We start from the raw sequence: 26,917 nt of genomic DNA on the forward strand, positions 1-26,917 counted from the left end.
ATTATTCTGTCCCAATCCCTGTCATCCTGAGCATCGCGAAGGATCCCCCTGAGATGAAAATCAGTTCTTGCCTTCATTAAGATTCTTCGTGGAGCCTATCTTGAGTTAAGGTAAGGATCTGAATAACAACAGTATGGTTCGAATTGTATCAAAGTATGATTTTACCCCGCCTCATTATGAATTTTAACTGTAATTTTACTTAAAATATGCTATTATGCCGCCACATTGGTTACATATAAACCAATAATTCGTTATAAATCAATAGGATTTCAAATTTATAATTAAAATTGAGGTAAACTATGCCTTCTTACAAGAATGCCCGTCTCTTAGAAAAACGCTTGCAAAATTGTGATACCCAATTCTATCAACTTTTTAATAACCAAGAGTTATCAAGAAAATTTTTTTTGCAATTAAACCAAATAAAATACTTTTATACTGCTTCTTTCAATAAAACTCAAAATGAAGACGATGGTATTGAGATCATTGAGGAATATGAAAATTTCATCTCTCTGGTCGCACAAGTAAAATCTGGTGAAATCAGTGCTGATAAAGCATTCGAAACAATAAAAGATACGACCGAATCGAAACAAACGGATGTGATCATTGCTAACTTTTTTAAAGTCTGTGAACTCATGTTTTGGGCTACTGCAGCATTTTTCAGCTACGTCGCTTGCGTATCTGTAGGTGTTCCATTAACTTTTTGTGAACCTTTTATAGGCATCGCCGTTACTGTATCAACTTTTCTCATGACATGCAGTGCAATAGAAAAATTCTTCAATTGTTTTGATCAATTCCAATCTTTTGACAAGATTAACGACCTTGATCAAAGCAAAAGAGATACTGTGACCTTTTTCAGTAAATCTTCCACCTCAACAAAGCCGGTAAGCAAGAAAGACGTTGAAGTAGAGGAAACCACGCAAAGATTATATCCAAATTTACAAACCAATTAATGAATAGGCAAGAAAACATCAGACCGACAATCATTTTAGTCTGATGTTTTTGATTGCCCCTCAGGCTATATCAAAATCAATCTCTCTACTCATCCTTAATTACCAAATAAATCATCACGGCTAAAATAGTAATAAAAATATGGAAGGCAGTTGTAAGTGCTGAATTCAGCATAGGAGACATCCACATCCCAAACCATTCCCCGCCTATGGACATAAAAATCACTTGCCAGGTCATGAAACCCAAGGTTAGGCCTCCAATGGCCCAATTTTTGGAATGATTAAAAACAGTCGCGCTTTCATTTCTTGCCTTAAATAATTTCCAGGCTCCTATTCCACAAAACAACGCAGTTAGACATTCCATGATAATAATGGTAATAAAAGCGGCATAATGTAATGTAGGGCTAGTAACTGCTCTATACGTGATAGTTGAATTAGGAAATATATCTGTCATTGTTAACACCTTAACTACCGCTGGAAAATTAGCAGAATAATCCGTAATATTGCCAAATGCGACAAGCAAACAAAAGAAAGAAACGGCAACGACAAGTAATACTTTTGAGAATCTGATTATCATAATTCTGTCCTTTGAAATAAGTTAAACAATCTCATCCAATCCTAATGACAAGAGATAATAAGTACTGAAAAATCAACATTTCTTTTACAACCACACCCAGATTTTCTATCCAACAGGTTAGATATGGCTGCAGCATCCCTAGCCAAGCTTTCTCATAGTTTTATTAATAGTTTCTTTCTGAGTATTTCTCGCAAAACGCAACAAAATATGATCTGATCTGATTGTCGCTTCGCTCAAAGCATCCTCAGGACTAATCAGATCAGCGAACATTGCTTCCAGAACTTCATCATTAATCCCACGAATTTGATTTTGTGGTCCCAAGTGTTTATACGACCTCGCGGGGAAATTATCTTCAAGATCGGTTTTAGCCAGTAACAAAGCAGGATGCTCGCTCGATTGAACAATGCTGGCGTATATGCCCTTTAGCCCTAATGGCAAATAACCAGTATGTTCATGCCAACGTTTCTGCACCTCAGGTTTAGCAATGAACGCAAAAAACTTCGCAATTCCTCTATATTGTTCTTGTGTTTGTCCACCCGCAGCCCATAAAGCTGCACCACCAGCCACATTAGCATGTCGGATAGTACTAGCCTTGGTATCCAAAGGCATGGTTGCAACACCCAAACGAAAAGGAACAAGAGCAGATAAACTATTATAGGCACCCGATGACTGACTAAATAATGGACAAACACTACTGGTAAATAAGATTGTGGCATCATCGACACGGCCACCATAACGAAAATAATGCAAATCATGCCAACGTTTCAGTCGTTGAAAATGAGCAACCAATTGAGGGGTATGGAAAGCGGCACGAACTGGATTGTCGAGGGTTATAGGTAAGTCATGGATGGCAAGAAAAGACTCAAATAGAACCCACCCGGGGTAAGCAGTAGTATAAGTGCAATCGTAGCCTGCTTTTTTAATTTTTTCTGCCATCCTTTCCATTTCTGACCATGTTTTAGGGAAGTTATTCTTGTCGTATCCCACTTTAGCCAAAATATCCAGATTATAATATAAAACTGGCGCTGAGAGATTAAAAGGCATTGCCATTAATTGCCCGTCTCTGCTATAAAATTCACGAACTGATTGAATAAAATCCTCTTTAGGCAAACTCATCCCCTGCTCACGCATTAATAAATCAACAGGTTTGATCACACCTGGAGGACTCAACATGATGGAAGTACCTACTTCAAAGACTTGAACTATTGATGGCGCCTGATGCGCTCTGAATGCCGCAGCAAAATTAGTTAGAGTCTCTGTATAATTGCCTTTATAAACTGGTTTTACTTGGTATTCATTTTGACTTTTATTAAAATCATCAGCGAGTAAACGCACTTCATCACCCAAATGCCCTGCCATACCATGCCAAAAAACCAGTTCAATTGGTTTCGCTTGCACTCGCATACCACTTAGAAAAATTACCAAAAATAAAAAAAGTATTTTCATTTTAACAGGTCTGGATAATCACTAAAGACAGCATCAACACCCCAATCAAATAATTTTTTGGCTAAACGTTTACGGTTTACAGTATAGGCACATACCACATACCCCTGATCTTTCACCGCCTTCACTCTATCGGCAGTTAATATCTTTCTGTTAAAATGTATAGAATAACATTCCAATTGTTTCGCTTTCTGTAACCAATCGTCATCCCACTCATGCAGCAATAACCCCAAAGGCATTTCTGGAGCAATGCTTCGACATAACACCAAAGCATCCCACTCAAAACAAGAAACGAGAGGCCATTCTTTATTTTGAGGCCAATAACGGTGAATATGACTTAATACTGTTACAGTAGTTTGCTCAACAGTTCCGGGGTACGGTTTTATTTCTATATTCGCTTGAACGCCAGAAAAAGACAACCATTTTAACAGTTCAGTAAAATGAGGAATTTTTTGTCCTTTATACTGTTTGGAATACCAGGAACCCGCATCAAGGCTTCGGAGATAATCCGCTTCAACCAAACCAACTTCGCCTTTCCCATTCGTGGTACGTTTCAAATTGTCATCATGAATGATAAACGGCTCACCGTCAGCGCTGCACATCACATCAAACTCAATGAAATGGCAACCTAAAGACAATGCTTTATCGAATGCGGCCAGAGTATTTTCAGGGGCATAACCTGACGCCCCTCGATGGCCAATAACTTTATCAACCACCAACAAATTACTCCCCCTGCTTACGATTGGATGCCGCTTCTACCATTGCCGTCATTACCAATTCATTACTCACCGTCAAAGGTGCAGGAGAAGCCCCCATAGCTAATGCATTCATTTCTTTGGCCTGATAAGCTCTCGGTTGCTGGGGAATATTATCACCTTCGAAAAAAACCAAATTACTAACTGAATAATTTTGTTTAGGATAAGCTTTATTCATTCTATCCATTTCATCATTGACTTGTTGGTATAACTGCTCTCGAATTTTGGCACGGACTACTTGAGTTTCCTCTAAACTGGGTTTGAATTCCACACCACTGATCTCATATTTAGCACCTGGTTTACTTACTGACTTGGCATTTTGATAAATATTTGTCAATGCCGATTGATCAACTCTTGCCTGTGCTTGTACATAGAGTTTTTCAAGGCCAGAACTATCCTGAGAACGATCAAATTGCACTAAATGCCATTCCCCTTTAGCAATTTTGTTTAAACTATCCATAATGTCAGCACGTGCTTTCACCAAATCCGCATTACTTAGTGTCGCGTTAATACTCACATTTAATAATGCCGTTTGCGTAGTAACCCATTTTTTGGCAGAAACCTGAAACAGAATCTTATCAAGTACCAAATCAGGTGTCTCATTATCAGCCCAAACAAAAGGAGTTAAGACCATTAAACCCAGCATCCAGGCAATTTTTCTCATAACACTCTCCCTCATAATATTGATATTCGAATTAGTGTATACCAGCAAACTATAAGACACCACAGGAGTTTGTGTAATAATCTAATACCACCTAACCATGGATCCCTCGTTAGCACTCGGGACGACCTTTTTTAAGAAAAACATTTAATAAAAAAGCATAACACCTTGCCCATACCTGTCATCCTGAGTGCAATGAGGGACCTCCTGTTTGACACACTGAATCTCTTGAACTCTAATGAATAGTTTATCTTGCAAAATTTACTGTATATAGGATAAAGGTCAATTCCTTTTTCTGTTAACATACACTTGTGTCGTTAGGAAATTAACAGACCCCAACAGTCCAACTCAAAAATAGGAATTATCAATGGATAAGGAATACTTTGTGTACTTATTAACCAACAAATACCACAATGTGCTCTATACAGGAGTTACTAACGATCTGGTACGTCGAATTTATGAGCATAAGAACAAAATGCAAAAAGGATTTACTCGAAAATACAACGTTGATCATTTGGTTTACTATGAAATATGCCCTGATATTAGGATTGCTATTACAAGAGAGAAACAAATCAAAGGCTGGGCACGTAAGAAGAAAAATGATTTGGTAAATTCTATAAATCCAAACTGGGATGATTTGTATAAGTTTTTATATTAGCCATGTGCGACATCAAAAAGATCCCTCACTTCGTTCGGGATGACAATAAATATAATAAATAATTACTGTATGCATTCAAGTAAATAAACATTTTTTAACATATCTTTTTCTCAAGACGCACCAAATGCAGCTGACTGCCAAACGGTTGGATATGAGTACAGGTTGAGAAAATAAACTCGCTAAAAAAGCGCAGTGTACATTCGAGTACATGAGCATTTTTAGCGTGTTTTTTTCTCAAGATGCGCCAAATGCGGCTGACTGCCAAACGGTTGGATTTGAGTGCAGGTTGAGAAAATAAACTCGCTAAAAAAGCGCAGCGTACATTCGAGTACATGAGCATTTTTAGCGTGTTTTTTTCTCAAGATGCGCCAAATGCGGCTGACTGCCAAACGGTTGGATTTGAGTGCAGGTTGAGAAAATAAACTCGCTAAAAAAGCGCAGTGTACATTCGAGTACATGAGCATTTTTAGCGTGTTTTTTTCTCAAGATGCGCCAAATGCAGCTGACTGCCAAACGGTTGGATTTGAGTGCAGGTTGAGAAAATAAACTCGCTAAAAAAGCGCAGTGTACATTCGAGTACATGAGCATTTTTAGCGTGTTTTTTTCTCAAGATGCGCCAAATGCAGCCGTTTGGTAAGAATTACATTGATTTAATTAGCGAATAGATCTATAACTTCTCCCAAAATTATTGCAAGAGGAGCTTAAAAAATGATGTCTATTGACAATATTAAAAATGATAACCAGGTTTTAGCTGAAGAAGATTTCCTCGAATATGCATTGTCTCATGGATTTGGTGATTTACATTTTAAGGTAGACCCACAAACGGGTATGAAAGCTATGATTGCGATTCATAGCACTAAGTTGGGTCCTGCTTTGGGTGGTTGCCGATTTATTGAATATCCTAATACGGCTGCTGCTCTAAAAGATGCTATGCGTCTTGCTAGAGGAATGAGCTTTAAGGCTGCTTCTGTCAATTTACCTTTAGGTGGTGGAAAATCAGTCATTATGAAGCCTAAGGGACTTTTTAATCGAACTGAGTATATGCATCGTTTTGGTGAGTTTGTAAATGAATTAAACGGCAGGTACATCACTGCTTTGGATAGCGGTACTGAGTTAAGCGACATGGATATCATTGCTGAACATACTGACTATGTTGCCAGTTTATCCAGATACAATGGAGATCCCTCTCCTTCTACTGCTAAAGGGATATTAAGAGGCATTCAAGCTGCGGTTGCTTTTAAATTAGGCAAGGACACTCTGAATGGTCTTCATATAGCCGTTCAGGGCCTAGGCCATGTTGGATATGCTTTGGCAAAACAATTACGTGAATTAGGAGCCACATTAACTGTTGCTGATATTTCCCCCGCTGTTGTAGAGATGGCTGTTCAGGAATTAGGAGCGAAAGCAGTTAATACTGATGTTATTCATAAAGTACCTTGTGACGTATTTGCTCCTTGCGCTTTAGGTGCAGTTATTAATGATCTTACTATTCCTCAACTACAAACTACCATTATTGCTGGTGCCGCCAATAATCAACTTGCTCATACTCACCATGGCAAAATACTGCATGAAAAAGGTATTTTATTTGCTGTGGATTATGTTATTAACGCAGGTGGGTTAATATTTGCTGCATCTAAATATTTACACACCCCTGAGGATAAAGTAAGCGACCAAATTGACAGTATTTATACTTCCCTCACTGAAATTTTTACCCGTTCTGCTAAAGACAATTTACCTACCAGTGAGATCGCTGATACTCTGGCTAAGGAAAAATTAGCTTAATCAGGTACTATATATGAAACATTTATCCCTTACTCCCGAGTTATATGAATACATGTTGGATGTTTCTTTACGAGAACACCCTGCTTTGGCAGGATTGCGTAAAGAAACATCCACTATGGAATTAGCTAATATGCAGGTTGCGCCTGAACAGGCTCAATTTATGCAATTACTTCTACGATTGACTCGGGCAAAAAATGTATTGGAGCTCGGAACTTTTACAGGTTATAGTGCGTTAGCCATGTCTCTTGCTTTGCCGGATGATGGGCAACTGATAACCTGTGATATTAACGAAGAATGGACCAAACATGCCCATCCTTTCTGGCGTCAAGCAAAGCAAGACCATAAAATTAAATTACGTCTTGGGCCTGCTCTTGACACTTTAAATTCATTGCTCAATGAAGGATGGGAACATCAATTTGACTTCATTTTTATTGATGCTGACAAAACCAATTATCTGAATTACTATGAACTGGCTTTAAAATTGGTTACACCACAAGGACTGATTGCTATAGATAATATTTTCTGGGATGGTCAAGTAATTGATCCCAATGATATAAGTGGACAAACCAGAGAAATTAAAAAATTGAATGAATTAATTAAAAATGATTCCAGAGTATTTGTAAGCTTGTTAGCTATAGCAGATGGGCTGTTTCTGGTTCAACCCGTTTAACTCTAAAATCCTGGCATGCGATAAACTGCATTGCTATCTATGTAAATAAGTACAAGGAGAATCTGATAATGCAAAATAATAACCCCTGCGGATTAGATGGCTTTGCCTTTTTGGAATTTTCAGGCCCGGATAAGAACAAATTACATCAACAATTTTCTGAAATGGGGTTTCAGGCTGTAGCTCAGCATAAGACTCAGGATATTACTCTTTTCAAACAGGGAGAAATACAGTTTATAGTGAATGCATCCCCCAATTGCCAGGCGGAAGTACATGCATCGACTCATGGACCTGGAGCTTGTGCTATGGGTTTCAAAGTACTAGATGCCAAAGCAGCATTCCAATATGCTATTAGCCATGGCGCTACTGCTTTTCAGGACGTCCCTCATGCCAATCATAACCTGCCGGCCATTCAAGCTATTGGCGGAAGTGTTATCTATTTTGTCGATGAAGAACATCAACCCTTCGCTCAAGATTGGGATATGCTCTCAGCAGAGCCTGTTTTCGGGAATGGACTGACTGCAATAGATCATCTCACACATAATGTCTATCGCGGTAATATGGACAAATGGGCTAGTTTTTATGCCTCCATCTTCAATTTCCAGGAAATTCGTTTTTTCAATATCAAAGGAAAAATGACTGGTTTGGTCAGTAGAGCATTAGGTAGCCCCTGTGGCAAGATAAAAATCCCTTTAAATGAATCCAAAGATGATTTATCGCAAATTGAAGAATTTCTTCATGAGTATCGTGGTGAAGGAATCCAACACATCGCTTTAAATACTAGTGACATATATAAAACAGTCAATGGTTTAAGAAAACAAGGTGTAAAGTTCCTGGATGTGCCAGATACTTATTACGAAATGGTCCAAGACCGTCTCCCATGGCATCAGGAGCCTCTTAATCAACTCAATGCTGAAAAGATTTTAATCGATGGTGAAATTGATCCTAAAGATGGATTGTTACTACAAATTTTCACAGAAAATATATTCGGACCGGTATTTTTTGAAATTATTCAACGTAAAGGCAATCAGGGATTTGGTGAGGGAAATTTCCAAGCGTTATTTGAAGCAATTGAAAGAGATCAAGTCCGACGAGGTACTTTAAAAGAATTGACCTAAAAAAACAGTAATAAATAGACTTCTTCAGAAACTCGCTGCGGTGAGTGAACGATGCGCAAGATTGGAATGTACACACCACCAGTACATAATGATTCGAGCACCGCATCGCCGAAGCAATTCGTCACCCGAATAAAGTTTCCGGAGAAGACTAATGTGGCATTGCTGTTTTTTAGGATTAAGCCAGGAGATCTTTATGAAACTCGCTACTTTAAAATCAACTAATTCTCGCGATGGTGAATTATGCTTAGTCAACAGATCGTTGACTGCTGCTGTGCGTGTTCCTCACATCGCCCCCACACTGCAATTTGCACTGGATAATTGGGATGCGATTGAACCCAAGTTACAACTGGTTTATCAACAATTAAATGACAACCTAGTTAAAGATGCCCTTGCTTTTGACCCTGAACAATGTGCTTCACCATTACCTCGTGCTTATCAATGGGCTGACGGCAGCGCTTATGTAAACCATGTAGAGCTGGTTCGTAAAGCCAGAGGTGCCGAAATGCCTGCTGATTTTTGGACCAATCCACTGATGTATCAAGGTGGTTCTGATGCCTTTCTTGGACCTCGGGATCCTATCCCGGTAAGTTCGGAGGCGTATGGAATTGACTTTGAGTCTGAAGTGGCCATCATTACAGATGACGTTCCTATGGGGATTGATCATACCAATGCTGCTCATCATATTAAACTTCTAATGCTAGTCAATGACGTCTCTCTGCGTAATCTTATACCGGATGAGTTGGCAAAAGGCTTTGGCTTTTTCCAATCCAAACCTGCAAGCAGTTTCTCCCCTGTGGCGATAACTCCGGATGAACTGGGTTCATACTGGGATGGCGCACGAGTTAAATTGCCATTATTTAGCCATTTGAATGGCCAATTATTTGGTCAACCCAATGCGGGAGTTGATATGACTTTTTCTTTTCCGGAACTCATACAACATGCCGCTAAAACCAGACAGTTAAATGCAGGAACTATCATAGGTTCTGGAACAGTATCTAACCTCGACCGCAGTAAAGGTTCTTCTTGCATCGCTGAAAAACGGATGTTGGAAATCATAGAATGTGGACAAGCGAAAACAACATTTATGAAATTTGGAGACCGAATTCGTATCGAGATGCTCGATAATCAAGGAAACTCACTGTTTGGCGCGATAGATCAAATTGTTGAACAATACGACAAGGATTCCGTATGATACTTTATGATTATTTCCGCTCTACAGCCTGTTACAGAGTGCGAATAGCGCTTAACTTAAAAAAAATTGCTTATGAAACCATTGAAGTGCATCTGGTTAATAATGGAGGTGAACAACACAGTCCTCAATACCACCAGGTTAACCCGCAAGAACTGGTTCCCAGTTTGGACATTAATGGTCATACCCTGAGCCAGTCATTAGCAATAATTGATTATTTGGAAGAAACCTACCCGGAAATACCATTATTTCCAAAAGATCCATTTATCAAAGCTACTCTAAAATCCATGGCTTTCATTGTAGCCTGCGATATGCACCCTCTCAATAATTTAAGAGTGTTAAACCGCTTAAAAGAACAATTTAAAGCGAATGAAGAACAAGTACTGGACTGGTATCACCATTGGTTAAAAGCAGGATTTGATGCCTTCGAAGAGCAACTGACACGTTTGGAACGCAACAAACCAATCTGCTTTGGGAGTGAAATTACCCTGGCTGATGTTTGCCTGATTCCTCAGGTTTACAATGCCAAACGATTCCATTTTGATATGGCTAATTATCCTATAATCAACGAAATCAATGAGTATTGTTCAACAATACCCGCTTTTCGTAATGCAGCACCAGAAACAAACTAGGGACTGTTGATTTATCTATGTGAAAAACCCGCTTCCTCACGGCTCGATTTTATTTCCATAATCCGAGCAGCGACCTGAAAGATCCCCACAAAAATGTACATTTTTAGTAATGACTCTGTCATCCCTGCGAAGGCAGGGATCCATCTTGCAATGTACATCCTAAGCGTCATTAACTAGAGAAAAGCAAATAAAAAAGATGGAAAAGACAATGGAAAATTAACTTAATTGAGTCAAACAATCCTCAGTGGATTAATTTGGGTTATGAACTATTTTGATGGATGGATCCCTGCCTTCGCAGGGATGACAGAATGTACGGGAATAACAGAGTCATTTAAAATTGTACAAGTTCGTGGGGATACATCAAGCCGCGACCGTGAGGAAGAGGATAGAGATAGAGAAACCCGATAATACAATAAACCTATCAATATCTTAAAAACAACTTAAAACCATGCCCTATGTAATTCGACTGTTTTCACTCCTTGTGGAGTTTTCTCCAACATGGACCAAACGGTTTTACAACGCTGCAAATGACCAATTAAGACATTTTGATTATTACAACGATAGCGCACTGGCATAGAATCATACTGTTCATTTGAATTGATAGCCAAACAATACTCCCCGTTAACCAGTTCAATTGCCCAGGGAAAAGCGCGAGACATATCAAGAGTTTTATGATTCTCGTTATCTAAAGGAACCGTTACATTAATTTGTACGCTGTCTCCAACCCATGGTGATTGAGGACAAACAACTTCCAATTTTTTACCACCTGCTTTCACAAAACAAGGATCAAATAATTGACCTTCTGCCTGACAACGCCATGCGTCTTCGCGTATAATTATCCGGGATTGTTCATAACATTGACCAGACAATTTTTTTTTAACTATAGGTGGTGCCTGGTCGAACACCTCACCAAAAGGCCTATACAATTTTAGTACAGTATCACTAGCACTAGCTAAAAAAGAACAAAAACATAATGATGCCAGCAAAACTCTTTGTAACATGGTGTTCCCCCACGGATTTTATTTAGTGTATCATCACATTTTAACCCAGGACTCAGGAAAAACTGCAAACTGGAAGTAAAATCATTTCCAAAAGAATTGGAAGATTTCCTGAGTTCTGAATAAATCGCTTTCGATTTTGGAGTATATAATGACAGAAGTCTTTACTATAAAACAATGTCTTGATGGTGAAATCAGTATTGATGAAACCGTTACAGTAAGAGGCTGGGTGAAAACTCGACGAGATTCAAAGGCTGGCTTATCATTCATTAGTCTGCATGATGGTTCTTGCTTTTCACCCATACAAATTGTAGCTACTGATCAACTGACCAACTACCAACAAGAAGTAATAAAACTAAACGCTGGCTGCTCTATGATAGCTACTGGAAAATTAGTAGCGTCCCAAGGCAAAGGACAATTTTTTGAAATTCAGGCTGAACACATCGAAGTAGTGGGTTGGGTCGAAAATCCAGATACTTATCCAATTCAAGCGAAACGGCATACTCTCGAATTTTTAAGAGAAGTAGCTCATCTGCGCCCAAGAACGAACACTATCAGTGCAATCACCAGAGTACGCCATTGTTTGGCACAAGCCATTCATCGTTTTTATCATGAACAAGGCTTTTTTTGGGTTCATACACCCATCATTACTGCAAGTGATTGTGAAGGAGCGGGAGAAATGTTTCGAGTTTCTACCCTTGACTTATTAAACATCCCTAAAAATGAACAGGGACAAATTGATTTCAGTAAAGATTTTTTTGGGAGAGAAACATTTCTAACCGTCTCTGGTCAATTAAATGTCGAAGCCTACTGTATGGCCATGTCCAAAGTATACACCTTTGGGCCAACATTCCGCGCTGAAAACTCGAATACCAGTCGTCATCTCGCTGAATTCTGGATGATTGAACCTGAAATTGCTTTCGCGAACCTGCAAGACATTTGCAAACTTAGCCAAAGTATGTTGCGTTATCTGTGTAAAACCGTTCTCGAAGAGCGTGCCGATGATATGGACTTTTTCAATCAATTTGTTGCACCAGGATGCATAGAACGCATGGAACATGTTGCCGAGTCTGAATTTGAAATCATGACTTATACGGATGCAATAAAAGCGCTTGAGGCCAGTGATCAAAAGTTTGAATTTCCAGTCAGCTGGGGTCTGGATTTACAATCAGAACATGAGCGTTACCTGGCCGAAGTGCTTTGTAAAAAGCCTGTTATTCTGACGGATTATCCTCAGGAAATTAAAGGCTTTTATATGCGCCTTAATAATGATGGGAAAACTGTAGCAGCTATGGATGTGTTGGCACCAGGTATTGGGGAAATCATTGGGGGTAGTCAACGTGAAGAGCGCCTGGAAGTACTGGACAGACGCATGGATGAATGCAACCTGAATAAAGAGCATTATCAATGGTATAGAGATTTACGTCGCTACGGCACTGTTCCTCATGCCGGATTTGGCCTTGGTTTTGAACGTTTAATCAGTTATGTGACAGGTGTGGCCAATGTGCGAGACGTTATACCTTTTCCACGCACACCAGGCCATGCTGATTATTAATTATGTGTTAGACACGAAGAGTAGCTCTCAGCCTCATCATCTTGTTGTTGAGGTTGGATAATCTCTTTTGGTAACTTTGGTTTATTTCCTGGTGCCATTATTTGCGGTGGTAAAGCATCTGGATTACCAAGCACTCTACCTGCATCTATCATATCATAAGTTTCTTGATTAAAAGTAACGCTAGGTACAAATCCTCTGTGACTTGGTTGAGAAGAGGATTTTGTTTCATTATTAACCACTGGAGGACAAGACAAAGAACGTCCTCTTTTATGTAACATTAGAAATGTGCTGCTATTAGGTACGGATGATGAATATACTCCTTCCTTCTCTTCTTTACTTATAGATCCTTCTTTAACTGCTTTCTCTTTTTTTGTATACATCGTTACTACTCCTTATCTTAATTTATTCTTTTGTAATCAAAGTTCCTTCATGCAAAACCAGGATTTTATCCATACGTTCTGCGATTTGTTGATCATGAGTCACTATGACCAACGCGGTATTCATTTTTTTATTCAGTTCCAACATCAAATCAAATACCTTGCTAGCTGTTGCTTCATCCAAATTTCCAGTAGGCTCGTCAGCCAATACACAATGAGGTTGATGCACTAAAGCTCTTGCTATCGCGACCCTTTGTCGCTCTCCTCCGGATAACTGTGCGGGCTTATGCTCCAGCCTTTGTTGCAGACCAACCTGTTCCAACATATTATTGGCTTTTATTTGAGCACTTTTTACTGACATACCGGCAAGCAATAATGGCATCATCACATTTTCCAGAGCAGTGAATTCTGGTAATAAATGATGAAATTGATAAACAAACCCGAGCTGTTGATTGCGTAATTGACAACGCTGTTTCTCATTGATTTTTTGCCAATTAATATCTCCAAGCACAATGGAGCCACTGCTTGGTTTATCCAGGCCACCCAACAGATGCAAAAGAGTACTTTTTCCCGAACCTGATGGCCCAATGATAGCCACTCTATCACCTTTGCTTATAGACAAATCAATTCCCTTTAATACCTCCACTTTGGAAGTACCATCATGGTATGACTTGTACAATTTTTGACTGGCCAAAATAATATCACTCATAATGTAAAGCCTCCGCGATGACTGTTTTTGAGGCTCGCCAAGCAGGATAAATGGTTGCTGCAAAACTCATTAATAATGCCATTGTACAAACCTGCCATAGATCGCGAAACATAATCCTGGAAGGTAAATAATCTACAAAATAAACACTCGAAGACAATACTTTCACGTGGAAAAAGGACTGCAAAGCATTAACTATTTCGGTCGCATTATTTGCCAATACCAAACCGCCTAACAGCCCCAAGACTGTTCCAACAAGACCTACCATCATTCCTTGCACAATAAAAACCCACAAAATGGTGGATGGAGTAGCTCCAATAGTTCTTAAAATAGCAATTTCTGCTTGTTTATCATTGACTACCATTACTAAGGAAGAGACCAAATTAAACGCTGCAACTGCAATAATAAGCAATAAAATCATGAACATCATGGTTTTTTCCATTTTAACTGCTTCAAAAAATGCTCCAAACTGCTGCGTCCAATTTCCTACCTGATACCCTTCTCCTAAAAGATTGGATAGTTTATAAGACAATTCAGGTGCCCTATATACGTTATTAATTTTCATTTTAATACCAGTGACATCATTATCTAACTGCATCAATTTTTGAGCGTCTTCCATATTAATAAATGCCAACTTTGTATCGAAATTAAATCCTGTTCCTGCAGAAAAAACTCCCACAACAGTAAACCGTTTAAAACGAGGAATCATTCCAGCAGGAGTCACAGTAGCCTGTGGAATCATAATAGTCACTTTATCCCCTACCATCACTCCAAGACTGTCTGCAAGACCTTTTCCCAGAATAATCCCAAAATGTTTGAGATCACTCATATTACCTGCCAGTAATTTATTATTAAGATGGGTCACCGTTTGTTCTTTTTCTGGCAGGATCCCTGTTAAAACTATTGGCAAAACTTGACCTTCATGAGTCAATAACCCTTGGCTTCCAACATAAGGTGCAATCGCTTTTATCTCTGGCTGAGTTTCAATTTTTTTAACCAGATCTTGCCAATCACTTAATCGTTCATCTGGGCCTGTAATAGTAATTTCAGGTGCCATACCAAAAAATCGACGATGAATTTCCAGATCAAATCCATTCATAACGGATAGAACAGTAATCAATACCATCACTCCCATCCCTATACCTAACATGGAGCTTAAGGAAATAAAAGAAACAAAGTGATTTTTCTTACGTGAACGCGTATAACGCAATCCGATAAAGAGAGCTAATGGTTTATACATAATCTTATTTCGGTCGATTAAAGTTAGTATTGTACAGCACTTGTAGAAAACACCAAAATTAACACAAAAAGTTTTTCATGCACTTATTAACTCACGTTACGCAGCACAGTATTTTTTAGCGGATTTGGAAGCATTTTGGAATTTTAAAGCGCGGTTTACATTGAGTAAATGAGCATTTGAAATTCCAAAATGCTTCCAAAGATGCAAAAAAGACGAAGCTGCGCAACATGAGTTATTAAACATTCATCATCAGACAACCCACACAGTTATCCACAGAATCTGTGGATATTTAGTTGAGGTTCTATACGATATTAATCAGACATATTAGTCAAATTATTGCCTATTTGTTAAGAATTCCTTAAGTTAATTAACCTATAATAATAATAAATTTTATGGAGTTCTTATGCCTTTTCCAAAATTGTCAGCGGTATTAAATAATTGCCCATTACATGCACTTACTCCTGAATTAAAAGAAGAAATCATCAAATTCAGGGATATTGAACATTATGATAATCATCATAATGATGACTATGCTCTTCTAAAGAACAAATTTGCCGAATTTTATGGCTTTGATGCTCATGCGTTCACTTGGAAACAATTCGCTGATCTCCTTGAATCCTATAATGCCTTTGATACTCAAATCATATTAGGATCAGTATTGCGTTCTTTTATGCGGGATAAAATGCCCACTGCAGAATTGTTCCCTTTTCTTGTTGAAGAAAGTGGGTTATCACAAGAATCTTTTCTCAATAAATACACGCAAATCAACCCTGCTACCGGTCGTTATGAAAGTTTATCTCCTGATGAATTATACACCTACGTCGCTCAACATCTTGGTTTCAGCTTGCAATATTTCCCTCAGAACGCTCCAAATCAAACTCTTCCTGCGACTAATCCCATTGGTACAGTTCAAATCTATCACCAAGGGGGGCTTGAGGGCGCACAAGCAGGAGGACATTGGGAAAGAACTAATAAAGGTGAAGGAAGTATTAATTTCCAAAACAACGACGATACTCAACTTAATTCCTTCCTATTGTTTTTGGGAGAAGACACCAATACTAACCCAATCGGTTTTGACTTATTAAAAAAACATGTTCAGTTAAGTGCGCAAGCAATTGCTGAAAAGAAAGAATTGCAAGCTGAGTTCGCTGAATTGTATAACTCTGCAATTTTGATTGAAAAATACCTGTTTAATATTACTAATGTTCCCAAAGCTCTCGCAGTTCAATTACTTGGTGAGCAGTTAACCAAATATGCACAAGATGTTATTGATCATTATGAGTTTGTTGAAGTGGATAAAAATCTCATTTATGAACAATGGATTAAAGCAGATCCCTCTCATAAACCAAAACTATCTGAGTACGAACAACGTATAATTAATCGTCTCACTGCGCCTCCACCACTTGTCAAACCTGTTATAGAAGTCAAACCTATATTGGAAGAACCTATAAAAGAAAAAGACTTGGTAAAAGAAGAGGAACTCCGGGAGCAAGAGCGTCTAGAGAGATTGAAACAACAAGAAAAAGATAGAGAGATGCGTGAATATATAAACCAAATAAACAAACAATTAGCTGAACAACGCCTAAAAGAACAAGAGCGTCTCAAAGAAGTGGAGCGTCAAAAAGAACAAGAACGTCTCAAAGAAGTGGAACGTCAAAAAGAACAAGAGCGCCTCAAAGAAGTGGAACGTCAAAAAGAACAAGAGCGCCTCAAAGAAGTGGAACGCCAAAAAGAGCAAGAACGCCTTAAAGAAGTGGAACGCCAAAAAGAGCAAGAGCGTCTTAAAGAAGTGGAGCGTCAAAAAGAGCAAGAACGCCTCAAAGAAGTAGGGCACCCAAAGGTGCAAGAACGCCCCAAAGAAGTGGAACGCCAAAAAGAGCAAGAGCGTCTTAAAGAAGTGGAGCGTCAAAAGGAACAAGAGCGCCTTAAAGAAATAGAACGTCGAAAAGAGCAAGAGCGCCTTAAAGAAGTGGAACGCCAAAAAGAGCAAGAGCGCCTTAAAGAAGTGGAACGCCAAAAAGAGCAAGAGCGTCTTAAAGAAGTGGAGCGTCAAAAGGAACAAGAGCGCCTTAAAGAAATAGAACGTCGAAAAGAGCAAGAGCGCCTTAAAGAAGTGGAACGTCGAAAAGAGCAAGAGCGTCTTAAAGAAGTGGAACGCCAAAAAGAGCAAGAACGTCTTAAAGAAGTGGAACGCCAAAAAGAGCAAGAGCGCCTTAAAGAAGTGGAACGCCAAAAAGAGCAAGAACGTCTTAAAGAAGTGGAAAATCGAAAAGAGCAAGAGCGTCTTAAAGAAGTGGAACGCCAAAAAGAGCAAGAACTTCTCAAAGATAAAATCTCTGCTCCAAAAGACCCAATTCGTGAAAAATCTCAAGCGGAACGCAAATTTGAAACTCAGCTTAAATTACTAACCAAGAAAATAGAAGGCTTGGAAACTCGTAAAAAGCAAGCAGAAGAAAATGGAGATGTTAGTGGATATAAGAGACTAGAGGCGGCCGTAACTGCAGCGACCGTTTTACATAAAAAACTGAGCAATGAAGGAAAAACTTATTTTAAAAATCCCACTGAAGATAGTTATAAACTGTTTAAAGACCATTGTGAAGGGCACATCAAAACAGCACGAAAAGAGCTTGATAAGCATAGAGGATGGTCCGAATTTTTAACAAATCTGGCCTTGGGAATTTTAACTGCTGGGGTTGGCTTATTAATTAAAGGTGGCATTAACCTGGCCAACAACAAGTCCTTCTTCTTTGTACATAAAACAGACTCAGCCAAAAAATTGGACGAAATAGAAGAAGCAATTAATAAAGCAGCTCCCAGTGCCTAAAATAAGGTGAAAATAAACTGCAACCAAATACCCCTCAGTGGTGTCGTTCTCATAGCCGACACCAGTCTCCTTTATTAAAATCATAATAATTCCTTAACTTAAGAAAGCTATAATATTATTAATAAACAAAGGAGAGTTATATCATGCCTTTTCCAAAATTATCAGCGGTATTAAATAATTGCCCATTACATGCACTTGTCCCTGAATTAAAAGAAGAAATCATCAAATTCAGGGATATTGAACATTATGATAATCATCATAATGATGATTATGCTCTTCTAAAGAACAAATTTGCCGAATTTTATGGCTTTGATGCTCATGCGTTCACTTGGAAACAATTCGCTGATCTCCTTGAATCCTATAATGCCTTTGATACTCAAATCATATTAGGACCAGTATTGCGTTCTTTTATGCGGGATAAAATGCCCACTACAGAATTGTTCCCTTTTCTTGTTGAAGAAAGTGGGTTATCACAAGAAGCTTTTCTCAATAAATACACGCAAATCAACCCTGCTACCGGTCGTTATGAAAGTTTATCTCCTGATGAATTATACACCTACGTCGCTCAACATCTTGGTTTCAGCTTGCAATATTTCCCTCAGAACGCTCCAAATCAAACTCTTCCTGCGACTAATCCCATTGGTACAGTTCAAATCTATCACCAAGGGGGACTTGAGGGTGCACAAGCAGGAGGACATTGGGAAAGAACTAATAAAGGTGAAGGAAGTATTAATTTCCAAAACAACGACGATACTCAACTTAATTCCTTCCTATTGTTTTTGGGAGAAGACACCAATACTAACCCAATCGGTTTTGACTTATTAAAAAAACATGTTCAGTTAAGTGCGCAAGCAATTGCTGAAAAGAAAGAATTGCAAGCTGAGTTCGCTGAATTGTATAACTCTGCAATTTTGATTGAAAAATACCTGTTTAATATTACTAATGTTCCCAAAGCTCTCGCAGTTCAATTACTTGGTGAGCAGTTAACCAAATATGCACAAGATGTTATTGATCATTATGAGTTTGTTGAAGTGGATAAAAATCTCATTTATGAACAATGGATTAAAGCAGATCCCTCTCATAAACCAAAATTATCTGAGTACGAACAACGTATAATTAATCGTCTCACTGCGCCTCCACCACTTGTCAAACCTGTTATAGAAGTCAAACCTATATTGGAAGAACCTATAATTGAGCATGAAGCTCCAAATAACACACCCATTTCAAAACAATCAACTCTTAAAAAATCACAAGCCGAAATCAAATTTGAAGTTAAGCTTAATTCACTAAGTAAAAAAATAGAAGACTTGGAAACTCGTAAAAATCAAGCGGAAGAAAATGACGATTTTAATGAATATAAGAGATTAGATGCAGCCGTAACTGCAGCGACCATTTTACGTAAAAAACTGAGCAATGAAGGAAAAACTTATTTTAAAAATCCCACTGAAGATAGTTATAAACTGTTTAAAGACCATTGTGAAGGGCACATCAAAACAGCACGAAAAGAGCTTGATAAGCATAGAGGATGGTCCGAATTTTTAACAAATCTGGCCTTGGGAATTTTAACTGCTGGGGTTGGCTTATTAATTAAAGGTGGCATTAACCTGGCCAACAACAAGTCCTTCTTCTTTGTACATAAAACAGACTCAGCCAAAAAATTGGACGAAATAGAAGAAGCAATTAATAAAGCAGCTCCCAGTGCCTAAAGCCTAATAAAGCAATAAATATTGAAATTCATAGTCCCACCGCGACAAAGGGCTTATGGATTCAGAAAACTGCCGATTATGGAAGATGTAAGGTTGTTATGTTCTTGAGAACATGCGCCAGAATTGAGAAAGACTTGTAAATTATCCGATTTAGGTAGTTCTGCGATTTTGGTGCCCAGGGCCGGAATCGAACCGGCATGGAGTTGCCTCCGAGGGATTTTAAGTCCCTTGCGTCTACCTGTTTCGCCACCTGGGCATTAACTATTTATTAATGGAGGCTGAGGCCGGAATCGAACCGGCGTACACGGCTTTGCAGGCCGCTGCATGACCACTCTGCCACACAGCCTCAAATGTATACTACTCTTATTGCTCTAAAAAAAAAGCGACTTCGATGTCGCTTAAATTTGGAGCGGGAAACGAGACTCGAACTCGCGACCCTAACCTTGGCAAGGTTATGCTCTACCAACTGAGCTATTCCCGCGTCTCTACGGGATGAGATTCTACCGAAAATAAATACCCTGTCAACAGCAAAGTTAACTTTTTTTCATTAACTCTGGCCAAGCAATAGCCAAATAAATGACCATAGACCAAATCGTTAAAATTGCTGACACATAAAGAAGAACAAACCCGATACTGCCCCACCAAGAAACCACTGGCTGAAATGCAAGTAATAAGACTAAAGCAATCATTTGTAAACTGGTTTTCACTTTACCTATATACCCAACAGCAACACTGGCACGGCTCCCTACTTCAGCCATCCATTCACGTAAAGCTGAAATCACAATTTCTCGTCCAACAATTACGATGGCAGGAATCGTAATATAATCAATATCTTTTGCCCCAACCAAAAGGAGCAAACTGGTGGATACTAATAATTTATCAGCGACAGGATCAAGAAAAGCACCAAAATGAGACATCATTTCAAGTTTACGTGCCAGATAACCATCTAACCAGTCCGTAATACTCGCAATTGCAAAAAGAATTGCTGCAGTTGGATGTGCCCATTTAAAGGGAAAATAAAATACCATAATGAATACAGGAATAATTGAAATCCGCATCAAGGTTAATATATTCGGCAAACTGGTTAACGTACTCACTGCTTAATGCTCCCCTTTTTATACTTTTGGCAATCCCAAATAATCTGCCAAAAGCTTATAATCATCAAATACGGCCAAAGCACCTGCTGCCTTAAGAGCCGCTTCTTGCTGATGGTAAAAATCCATGCCTATAGAGTTAACATGAATTCTTTTTGCCATTTCCATATCAGTCGCTGAATCTCCTATCATCAAAGTGGATGAAGGCGCTCCTCCAAATTCCTCTATAATTTCCTCGAGCATCTGAGGACATGGTTTTGCGGGTACTTGCCCAGCAGAACGTGTTACCTTAAACAATTGATCAAGCCCTGTTGCCTGAAGAGCACGTATTAAAGAGTTATGGCCTTTATTTGTAGCGATCGCCAGATCAACCTTTGCTTGGTGAAGTTGCTGAATAAACTCCAATACTCCAGGTATCAAGCGTACTTCTGTTGGCCGTGAAATCATTGCAGACTGTACGGCTTGCAATAACTGATCCTGTTGCCTGGCGGTTAGATTAGGCAATGTCTTTTTCACTGCTTGAACCAAACCCAGATCGACATATTTTCTAGCTTGATAAGGGTCGATTTCACCAAAGCCCAAGGTTTTCGCTTCAGTGGCAACTGTATGTAAAATAACTCCCAATGTATCAGCAATTGTGCCTTCCCAATCAAAAATTACTAATTGATACGAATTACTCATTACTCAATAAGCTCCTTGCACGCAGCTGTTTTAGTGTGTTACCAAATCCATCATCTACATCTGCTTGAAACATCTGTTTTATTCCATTCAAATGAAATTGAATAGACCGGGCATGCAAATAAAGACGACTCTGATAATTATCTATACCTTCCACTTCACCTACCTTAGCTCCGTATTTCTCATCACCAACAATTACATGACCAAAATAAGCACTATGAACACGAATTTGATGGGTACGCCCTGTTTTAGGAGTAGCCTCAACCCAACAAGCCTGGTGATAATTTTCCAACAATTTAAAATCAGTCTCGGAAGCCTTACCCTCTTGATGAACAGAGACAAGTCTTTCCCCGGATTTCAATATATTCTTCTCCAAGGGAGCAGTAATTGTGATTATCCTCTTGCCTTCCCAACGATGAGTTAATAAAGCCCAGTAGGTTTTTTTAACTTCGCGTGCTTCTAATAAAGCATGAATGGCCCTTAATGCACTTCTTTTTTTAGCTAATAAAAGACAACCGGAAGTCTCTCTGTCCAATCGATGCACTAATTCCAAATAAGGTAAATCGTGCCTTGTTTTTCTTAATGCTTCAATAACTCCAAGGCTTAATCCACTGCCACCATGTACAGCAATGCCTGCTGGTTTATTAATTACCAACAATGACGAATCTTCAAAAATGATACTATCCTTCAAGCGTTTTGCCAAACCATCGCTTACAAACACTTCTTTAGAATCAGTGATTCTGATTGGGGGAATTCTTACACTATCCCCAGTTTGCAAACGGCTACTCGGTTGTGCTCTTTTTTTATTGATTCGTACTTCACCACCGCGAATAATTCTGTAAATGTGACTTTTAGGAACACCCTTTAAAACACGAATTAAATAATTATCTAAACGTTGCCCATTTTCTTCAGAGCCAATTTCTTTATAACTTACTTCACCCATTGTTAATAAACCTGTTTTCTGAGCGTGATTTTTTTGGTATGATTAGATATCGTACGGGAGAATCCTGTACGACCGAATTATAACGTATAAATAGAGAAATAGTTTAATAGTCGATTCATAATCGATAAAAGATTTGTATGAATTCACTAAAATACATGCACTCTCTTTAATTTTTGTCATTAACAAGAATGAAAAATTAACAGATTAGCATAAATTTGGTGAATTTGATAGCAAATCAAACTAAAGAAGCAACTGCTCAGGCAATTACAAACAGCTTGAATTAAATAAAAACTTGAACCACAAGTTGAATAATCAAGTCTGTTTTTTCATGATGATAAGCATGAGTAGATGCCTAGTAGAAAAAATAAAATGCGCTTCCGTTTAAGTCGAAGATATAAGGAAGCGACCCAATACCAGAGTAAAATTGATAATTATTTCGACAGATACCTACGCATGCCAGACATGCTTTATACCAATTACGAATTATTTCCGGGCTTTTGCACGCCTGATAAAAGGCCTTCTTTTTTCATCCCACTTAATCTGTAAACGGTACATTACACAGTGTGCACCTTTAATTATCCAGGTAACATGCGTATGGTCTGTCCACAAGGTCATGGGTCCGCTTAAAGATCAACTCCCTACTAGTTTAATAGCATGGTTTTTCAAACACAGAATTAGGCAATTAGGGAATAGGTCGTTATCATTTCTGCAGAATAGAGACCAAGATATTGATTTTCCTGCCCCCATATCCAGCATGTAAAGATACATGCAAGTTATGGAACTGAGAAAATTAATGTCATGGCGTAAAACCTGTGGAAATGACTGTAACGCTACACAGTGCCTTACACTATCTCGACATAAATGCTTGCGCCCTAAATATGGGGTTACACATGGAAAAAATGTTGATCAATGCAATGCAAACAGAAGAAGTTCGTGTTGCGCTAATTAAAGACAATCAGTTATTTGATCTGGATATAGAATGTCCTGGAGAAGTAAAGAAAAAAGGTAATATTTACAAAGCAATTGTTACAAGAAGAGAGCCAAGTCTTGATGCCGTTTTTGTTGAGTATGGCTCCAAACGCCAAGGCTTTTTGCCACTTAAAGAAATAGCACCTGAATATTTGAGTAAAAAACCAGAAGAGTTTGGCGATGAGAAACCGCCAATTACCAGTCTTATCCGCGAAGGCCAAGAATTACTTATCCAGGTTGATAAGGAAGAAAGAGGTAATAAAGGAGCAGCACTTACCACTTTTATTACCTTGGCAGGATGTTACTTGGTTTTAATGCCCAATAACCCTCATTCTGGAGGAATATCAAGACGCATAGAAGGTGAAGAACGTGATGAATTACGTGAAACATTAAATGCCTTGAACCTACCGGAAGATATGGGTCTTATTATCCGTACTGCTGGTGTTGGCAAGAGCCTGGAAGAATTGCAAGATGACTTAAGTATGCTTTGCAATCAATGGCAATCAATCAAACAAGCTTATAATACAGAACTTGCACCGTGTTTGATTCATCAAGAAGGCGATGTTATTATTCGGTCCATTCGTGATAATTTGCGAAAATCGATCAGTGAAATCATTATTGATGATCAAATCTCTTATATTAAAGCAAAACAATATATTGAACGTGTAAAACCGGAGTTCTTACCCAATCTCAAGCTTTATAACAGCAGCATTCCTCTTTTTAATTTCTATCAGATCGAAAGCCAAATTGAAACCGCTTATCAACGCCAAGTCATGCTTCCTTCGGGAGGAGCTCTGGTTATAGATAGAACAGAAGCTCTGGTTTCAATAGATATTAACTCTGCTAAGGCCACAGGCGGTGCCGATATTGAGGCCACTGCTTTAAATACTAATCTGGAAGCAGCAGATGAAATCGCACGCCAGCTTCGTCTACGTGATTTAGGTGGCTTAGTAGTTATCGATTTTATTGATATGAGTTCAAGCAAAAATCAAAGAGAGGTTGAAAATCGACTTAAAGAAGCCCTGCAAGCAGATAGAGCAAGAATTCAAGTAGGACGTATTTCACGTTTTGGTCTTCTTGAGATGTCACGCCAACGTCTCAGATTATCATTGGGGGAAACAGCTCAGGAAATTTGTCCTCGCTGTGAAGGGAGAGGAACTGTTCGCAGTATACAGTCACATAGTTTATCCATTACCCGGCTAATAGAAGAAGAAGCTCTAAAAGAAAAAACAGCTGAAATTCAAGTGCAATTACCAACTGAAATGGCTACATTCATTATGAATGAAAAGCGTAATTTTATTCGAGATATTGAAAAAAGGCATGGTGTCAGTGTAGTCGTCATTGCAAATCCCTATTTACACCCCCCGCAATATACTATTACCCGCCTGAAGGAAGATAACGTAGGGAAATCTAAAAAGCCCAGTTATACTCTGATTCAACAGCCTGAACTAAATGTCCCTAGTGGTGAGCAAGAGCCCGCATCGCATGATGAGCCTGCCGTTAAATCATTTGCAGAACATAGAACCATCAAGCACCCACAAACCAGCTTCATCAAACGATTATGGACCAGTTTATTTGGTAGTCATTCTGCTGCTTCTCATACTACAACCCAAGAGCAAAGTAAAAAGTATCATAATCGTGCTCAAGGCCAGGCTAAACACCCCGCCAAAAGCTCAGGCGGTGACAGACGTTCTCAAGGCCAAGGCAGCAGCTCAAATCGTAGACGTCGTTCAGGAGGAGGTCATCAACGCCCTTCATCAAGCGGTGTGCCTGCTGGTTCTACTGCCACAAATCAACAACGAAAAAAATCAGGTTCTGGTCAGCAAAATCAGAGTGGTCAACAAAGTGGCCGTTCAGCTTCTGCAAAACATGAAGGTAACAAAAAAAGAGAACCTATATTAATAAAAGAGCAGGATGAAAAGTAGAAATAGCCAGGGCACATTGATAATGTGCCGATAAGTTTCTCTGTAACCGTTCAGTGTATATATCTTGAACGGTTACGTTTCTCTTAAACAACTAACTTAACAGTTTCCTCAGTTCCCTCAACTTTCTCACTACCTATTGTCCCTTCTTTAGATTTATTTCGAGGACTATATATTCCATGAGAATGCAAACCCAAATTGACAGAATCGTTACTAGGTCTGATATTTTCTTTATTAACTACTTGTAGAACCAACTTGTGTAAACCCAATTGCTCCAGGCGCTCAACTTGCTTTTCTTGGCGACTTAGTAGCTCCTCATAGCGTTCATTACTCTTTTTTAATTCTTCTTTAACTAATCTAAGCTCTTCTTCTGCTTTACAAATTCGCTCTGCTACCTGATCGAAGCCAAGTTGTTTATTATTAAGGAATCCATCAAGTTTCTGTTGGAATGAAACGCGTTGTTCTTCATCAGCAATAACAGTTCCTGTTAAAGTCTGGACTGTTCCTTCTAATGTCTTGGCAACTGTTTTAGCCTTTTGAACCTCCAACCCTAGAGACACTTTTACTTCGTGTAACTCTATTACTTTTTCAGCTAGCTGTAATTGGCTCTTTTCATAGTCCTTTCTAATTTTTGACAGCACTTTTTGATTTTCTTCCAACAACTCAGTTTGTTTAGTCGCAGACTCTTCAAGTTTTTTGGCGGTTTGTTCCAGCTCATTTTTGGTTTCGCGAAGTAATCTTTCAGTTTCGATATACAATTCAACTTGCATGCTAAGCGATTCCACTTCATTGCCCAGCCGATCAATATTTTCAGTCAATCTGATATTTTCATTCTTAAATTTTGCAATTTCCTCCGCAAACATTTTGCGAATGGCATCTAACGCCTCAATGGTAATTTGCAACACATCAGCCAAACCAAAAATTCCTTCTTTCAAGCGTTTGGCAATATTCACATTGCATGTGTGATGGTCATCTAAAACAATCCCGCTTGCTGTATAGGCTATTCCTGTTACTCCGCCTATCACTAACAAAACCCCGATGTGTGCGAACAAACCTATCGCTAAAGAAGGTCCTGTTAAAACAATACCGCCGGTAACTTTTTGCCACATGGGCAGTTCACCCCATGCCGTTGCTGCTCGAGTAAATAAACTGGGATTTTCCGCTATGCTGTCTACTATAGAACCCAAACTTTCTTTAACCTGGCTAAGTTGTTTTTGGGTATGAACGATTTTATTAAGACTGTCTGTTTCAATTTCAGGAGTGGCAGTACTTGTCTTGGGATCCTTTAAAGTACTTTCTGAGCCCTCGGTAGTGATTACTGAATTCTTATCACTTTGGATCAATACTTGAAGCTCTGTTTCATTAGTAGCCATAGTTACTCCTTACGATTAAAAATCTTCCTTAGAACACCATTTTTAATCATAAAAAGCTAATAAGACAAGTAATTCTTGCATTTTTTGTAATTAAATTTTATTT

At 38.8% G+C, this 26,917-nt stretch carries 24 protein-coding genes and 3 tRNA genes; 12 read left to right on the forward strand and 15 right to left on the reverse strand.

Annotation, left to right across the window (positions count from 1 at the left end; genetic code table 11):
* Window positions 1–299 precede the first annotated feature (299 nt).
* On the forward strand, window positions 300–950 hold the full coding sequence (locus ACZ5EK_RS11535) for a DUF5638 domain-containing protein (protein WP_464429719.1): 651 nt from the start codon (window positions 300–302) through the stop codon (window positions 948–950).
* An 85-nt stretch (window positions 951–1,035) separates the two neighbouring features.
* On the opposite strand, the gene ACZ5EK_RS11540 is transcribed toward ACZ5EK_RS11535, so the two are convergent.
* The 4 genes from ACZ5EK_RS11540 to ACZ5EK_RS11555 all read right to left on the reverse strand — a co-directional run bounded on the left by ACZ5EK_RS11540 (window position 1,036) and on the right by ACZ5EK_RS11555 (window position 4,386).
* Window positions 1,036–1,524, reverse strand: a complete 489-nt coding sequence (locus ACZ5EK_RS11540; RefSeq protein WP_464429720.1) for a DUF2165 family protein — start codon at window positions 1,522–1,524, stop codon at window positions 1,036–1,038.
* Between the two features lie 138 nt (window positions 1,525–1,662).
* Window positions 1,663–2,970: an extracellular solute-binding protein gene (locus ACZ5EK_RS11545; protein WP_464429721.1), complete on the reverse strand. Its 1,308-nt coding sequence runs from the start codon at window positions 2,968–2,970 to the stop codon at window positions 1,663–1,665.
* Entirely contained in the window at window positions 2,967–3,686 is a 720-nt protein-coding gene (ugpQ, locus tag ACZ5EK_RS11550; protein ID WP_464429722.1) for a glycerophosphodiester phosphodiesterase, read from the reverse strand. Before ugpQ ends, ACZ5EK_RS11545 begins: the two co-directional genes overlap by 4 nt.
* A 4-nt stretch (window positions 3,687–3,690) precedes the next feature.
* Complete coding sequence (locus ACZ5EK_RS11555) at window positions 3,691–4,386, reverse strand: hypothetical protein (protein WP_464429723.1); 696 nt, start codon at window positions 4,384–4,386, stop codon at window positions 3,691–3,693.
* 364 nt (window positions 4,387–4,750) lie between these two features.
* On the opposite strand from ACZ5EK_RS11555, the gene ACZ5EK_RS11560 reads away from it, so the two are divergent.
* The 7 genes from ACZ5EK_RS11560 to ACZ5EK_RS11590 all read left to right on the forward strand — a co-directional run bounded on the left by ACZ5EK_RS11560 (window position 4,751) and on the right by ACZ5EK_RS11590 (window position 10,837).
* Window positions 4,751–5,041: a GIY-YIG nuclease family protein gene (locus ACZ5EK_RS11560; protein WP_464429724.1), complete on the forward strand. Its 291-nt coding sequence runs from the start codon at window positions 4,751–4,753 to the stop codon at window positions 5,039–5,041.
* 708 nt (window positions 5,042–5,749) lie between these two features.
* Window positions 5,750–6,823, forward strand: a complete 1,074-nt coding sequence (locus ACZ5EK_RS11565; protein WP_464429725.1) for a Leu/Phe/Val dehydrogenase — start codon at window positions 5,750–5,752, stop codon at window positions 6,821–6,823.
* 13 nt (window positions 6,824–6,836) lie between these two features.
* Window positions 6,837–7,493: a class I SAM-dependent methyltransferase gene (locus ACZ5EK_RS11570; protein ID WP_464429726.1), complete on the forward strand. Its 657-nt coding sequence runs from the start codon at window positions 6,837–6,839 to the stop codon at window positions 7,491–7,493.
* A 68-nt stretch (window positions 7,494–7,561) separates the two neighbouring features.
* On the forward strand, window positions 7,562–8,608 hold the full coding sequence (gene hppD, locus ACZ5EK_RS11575) for a 4-hydroxyphenylpyruvate dioxygenase (RefSeq protein WP_464429727.1): 1,047 nt from the start codon (window positions 7,562–7,564) through the stop codon (window positions 8,606–8,608).
* 193 nt (window positions 8,609–8,801) lie between these two features.
* On the forward strand, window positions 8,802–9,800 hold the full coding sequence (locus ACZ5EK_RS11580; protein WP_464429728.1) for a fumarylacetoacetate hydrolase family protein: 999 nt from the start codon (window positions 8,802–8,804) through the stop codon (window positions 9,798–9,800).
* A complete protein-coding gene (gene maiA / locus ACZ5EK_RS11585; protein WP_464429730.1) occupies window positions 9,797–10,429 on the forward strand; it encodes a maleylacetoacetate isomerase in 633 nt (210 codons plus the stop codon). The genes ACZ5EK_RS11580 and maiA overlap by 4 nt, the downstream gene beginning before the upstream one ends.
* A 261-nt stretch (window positions 10,430–10,690) precedes the next feature.
* Window positions 10,691–10,837 carry a hypothetical protein gene (locus ACZ5EK_RS11590; RefSeq protein ID WP_464429732.1) on the forward strand — a complete coding sequence of 49 codons (147 nt, stop codon included), beginning with the start codon at window positions 10,691–10,693 and terminating at the stop codon, window positions 10,835–10,837.
* A 32-nt stretch (window positions 10,838–10,869) separates the two neighbouring features.
* On the opposite strand, the gene ACZ5EK_RS11595 is transcribed toward ACZ5EK_RS11590, so the two are convergent.
* Window positions 10,870–11,430 (reverse strand): hypothetical protein, encoded by a 561-nt coding sequence (locus ACZ5EK_RS11595; RefSeq protein WP_464429733.1) that lies wholly within the window; start codon window positions 11,428–11,430, stop codon window positions 10,870–10,872.
* A 148-nt stretch (window positions 11,431–11,578) separates the two neighbouring features.
* On the opposite strand from ACZ5EK_RS11595, the gene asnS reads away from it, so the two are divergent.
* Window positions 11,579–12,982: an asparagine--tRNA ligase gene (gene asnS, locus ACZ5EK_RS11600; protein WP_464429735.1), complete on the forward strand. Its 1,404-nt coding sequence runs from the start codon at window positions 11,579–11,581 to the stop codon at window positions 12,980–12,982.
* Here the strand turns inward: asnS and ACZ5EK_RS11605 are convergent.
* From ACZ5EK_RS11605 to ACZ5EK_RS11615, 3 genes are read right to left on the reverse strand one after another with little or no spacing between them, the layout of a single operon-like run.
* Window positions 12,979–13,362, reverse strand: a complete 384-nt coding sequence (locus ACZ5EK_RS11605) for a hypothetical protein (protein ID WP_464429737.1) — start codon at window positions 13,360–13,362, stop codon at window positions 12,979–12,981. The two genes, asnS and ACZ5EK_RS11605, sit on opposite strands and share 4 nt — an antisense overlap.
* Window positions 13,363–13,384: 22 nt before the next feature.
* Window positions 13,385–14,068, reverse strand: coding sequence for a lipoprotein-releasing ABC transporter ATP-binding protein LolD (lolD, locus tag ACZ5EK_RS11610; protein ID WP_464429739.1), 684 nt, complete (start codon window positions 14,066–14,068; stop codon window positions 13,385–13,387).
* Entirely contained in the window at window positions 14,061–15,305 is a 1,245-nt protein-coding gene (locus ACZ5EK_RS11615) for a lipoprotein-releasing ABC transporter permease subunit (RefSeq protein WP_464429740.1), read from the reverse strand. Before ACZ5EK_RS11615 ends, lolD begins: the two co-directional genes overlap by 8 nt.
* A gap of 403 nt (window positions 15,306–15,708) precedes the next feature.
* On the opposite strand from ACZ5EK_RS11615, the gene ACZ5EK_RS11620 reads away from it, so the two are divergent.
* On the forward strand, window positions 15,709–18,129 hold the full coding sequence (locus tag ACZ5EK_RS11620; RefSeq protein WP_464429742.1) for a hypothetical protein: 2,421 nt from the start codon (window positions 15,709–15,711) through the stop codon (window positions 18,127–18,129).
* 143 nt (window positions 18,130–18,272) lie between these two features.
* Window positions 18,273–19,835, forward strand: coding sequence for a hypothetical protein (locus tag ACZ5EK_RS11625; protein ID WP_464429743.1), 1,563 nt, complete (start codon window positions 18,273–18,275; stop codon window positions 19,833–19,835).
* Window positions 19,836–20,004: 169 nt separating this feature from the next.
* Here the strand turns inward: ACZ5EK_RS11625 and ACZ5EK_RS11630 are convergent.
* The 6 genes from ACZ5EK_RS11630 to ACZ5EK_RS11655 form a co-directional block, all read right to left on the reverse strand.
* Window positions 20,005–20,091: transfer RNA gene (locus ACZ5EK_RS11630), tRNA-Leu, on the reverse strand.
* 16 nt (window positions 20,092–20,107) lie between these two features.
* Window positions 20,108–20,181: transfer RNA gene (locus ACZ5EK_RS11635), tRNA-Cys, on the reverse strand.
* Window positions 20,182–20,240: 59 nt separating this feature from the next.
* A tRNA-Gly gene (locus tag ACZ5EK_RS11640) sits at window positions 20,241–20,316 on the reverse strand.
* Between the two features lie 52 nt (window positions 20,317–20,368).
* Window positions 20,369–20,932, reverse strand: a complete 564-nt coding sequence (pgsA, locus tag ACZ5EK_RS11645) for a CDP-diacylglycerol--glycerol-3-phosphate 3-phosphatidyltransferase (RefSeq protein ID WP_464424694.1) — start codon at window positions 20,930–20,932, stop codon at window positions 20,369–20,371.
* 18 nt (window positions 20,933–20,950) lie between these two features.
* Window positions 20,951–21,610 (reverse strand): HAD family hydrolase, encoded by a 660-nt coding sequence (locus ACZ5EK_RS11650; protein ID WP_464429745.1) that lies wholly within the window; start codon window positions 21,608–21,610, stop codon window positions 20,951–20,953.
* A complete protein-coding gene (locus tag ACZ5EK_RS11655; RefSeq protein ID WP_464429748.1) occupies window positions 21,603–22,550 on the reverse strand; it encodes an RluA family pseudouridine synthase in 948 nt (315 codons plus the stop codon). Before ACZ5EK_RS11655 ends, ACZ5EK_RS11650 begins: the two co-directional genes overlap by 8 nt.
* An 890-nt stretch (window positions 22,551–23,440) precedes the next feature.
* On the opposite strand from ACZ5EK_RS11655, the gene ACZ5EK_RS11660 reads away from it, so the two are divergent.
* Complete coding sequence (locus ACZ5EK_RS11660) at window positions 23,441–25,444, forward strand: Rne/Rng family ribonuclease (RefSeq protein WP_464429751.1); 2,004 nt, start codon at window positions 23,441–23,443, stop codon at window positions 25,442–25,444.
* Between the two features lie 83 nt (window positions 25,445–25,527).
* Here ACZ5EK_RS11660 and ACZ5EK_RS11665 read toward each other — a convergent pair whose 3' ends face one another.
* Complete coding sequence (locus ACZ5EK_RS11665; RefSeq protein WP_464429752.1) at window positions 25,528–26,814, reverse strand: LegC2/C7 family Dot/Icm T4SS effector; 1,287 nt, start codon at window positions 26,812–26,814, stop codon at window positions 25,528–25,530.
* Window positions 26,815–26,917 lie beyond the last annotated feature (103 nt).

This window comes from Legionella sp. JM-2024, from assembly GCF_055389095.1.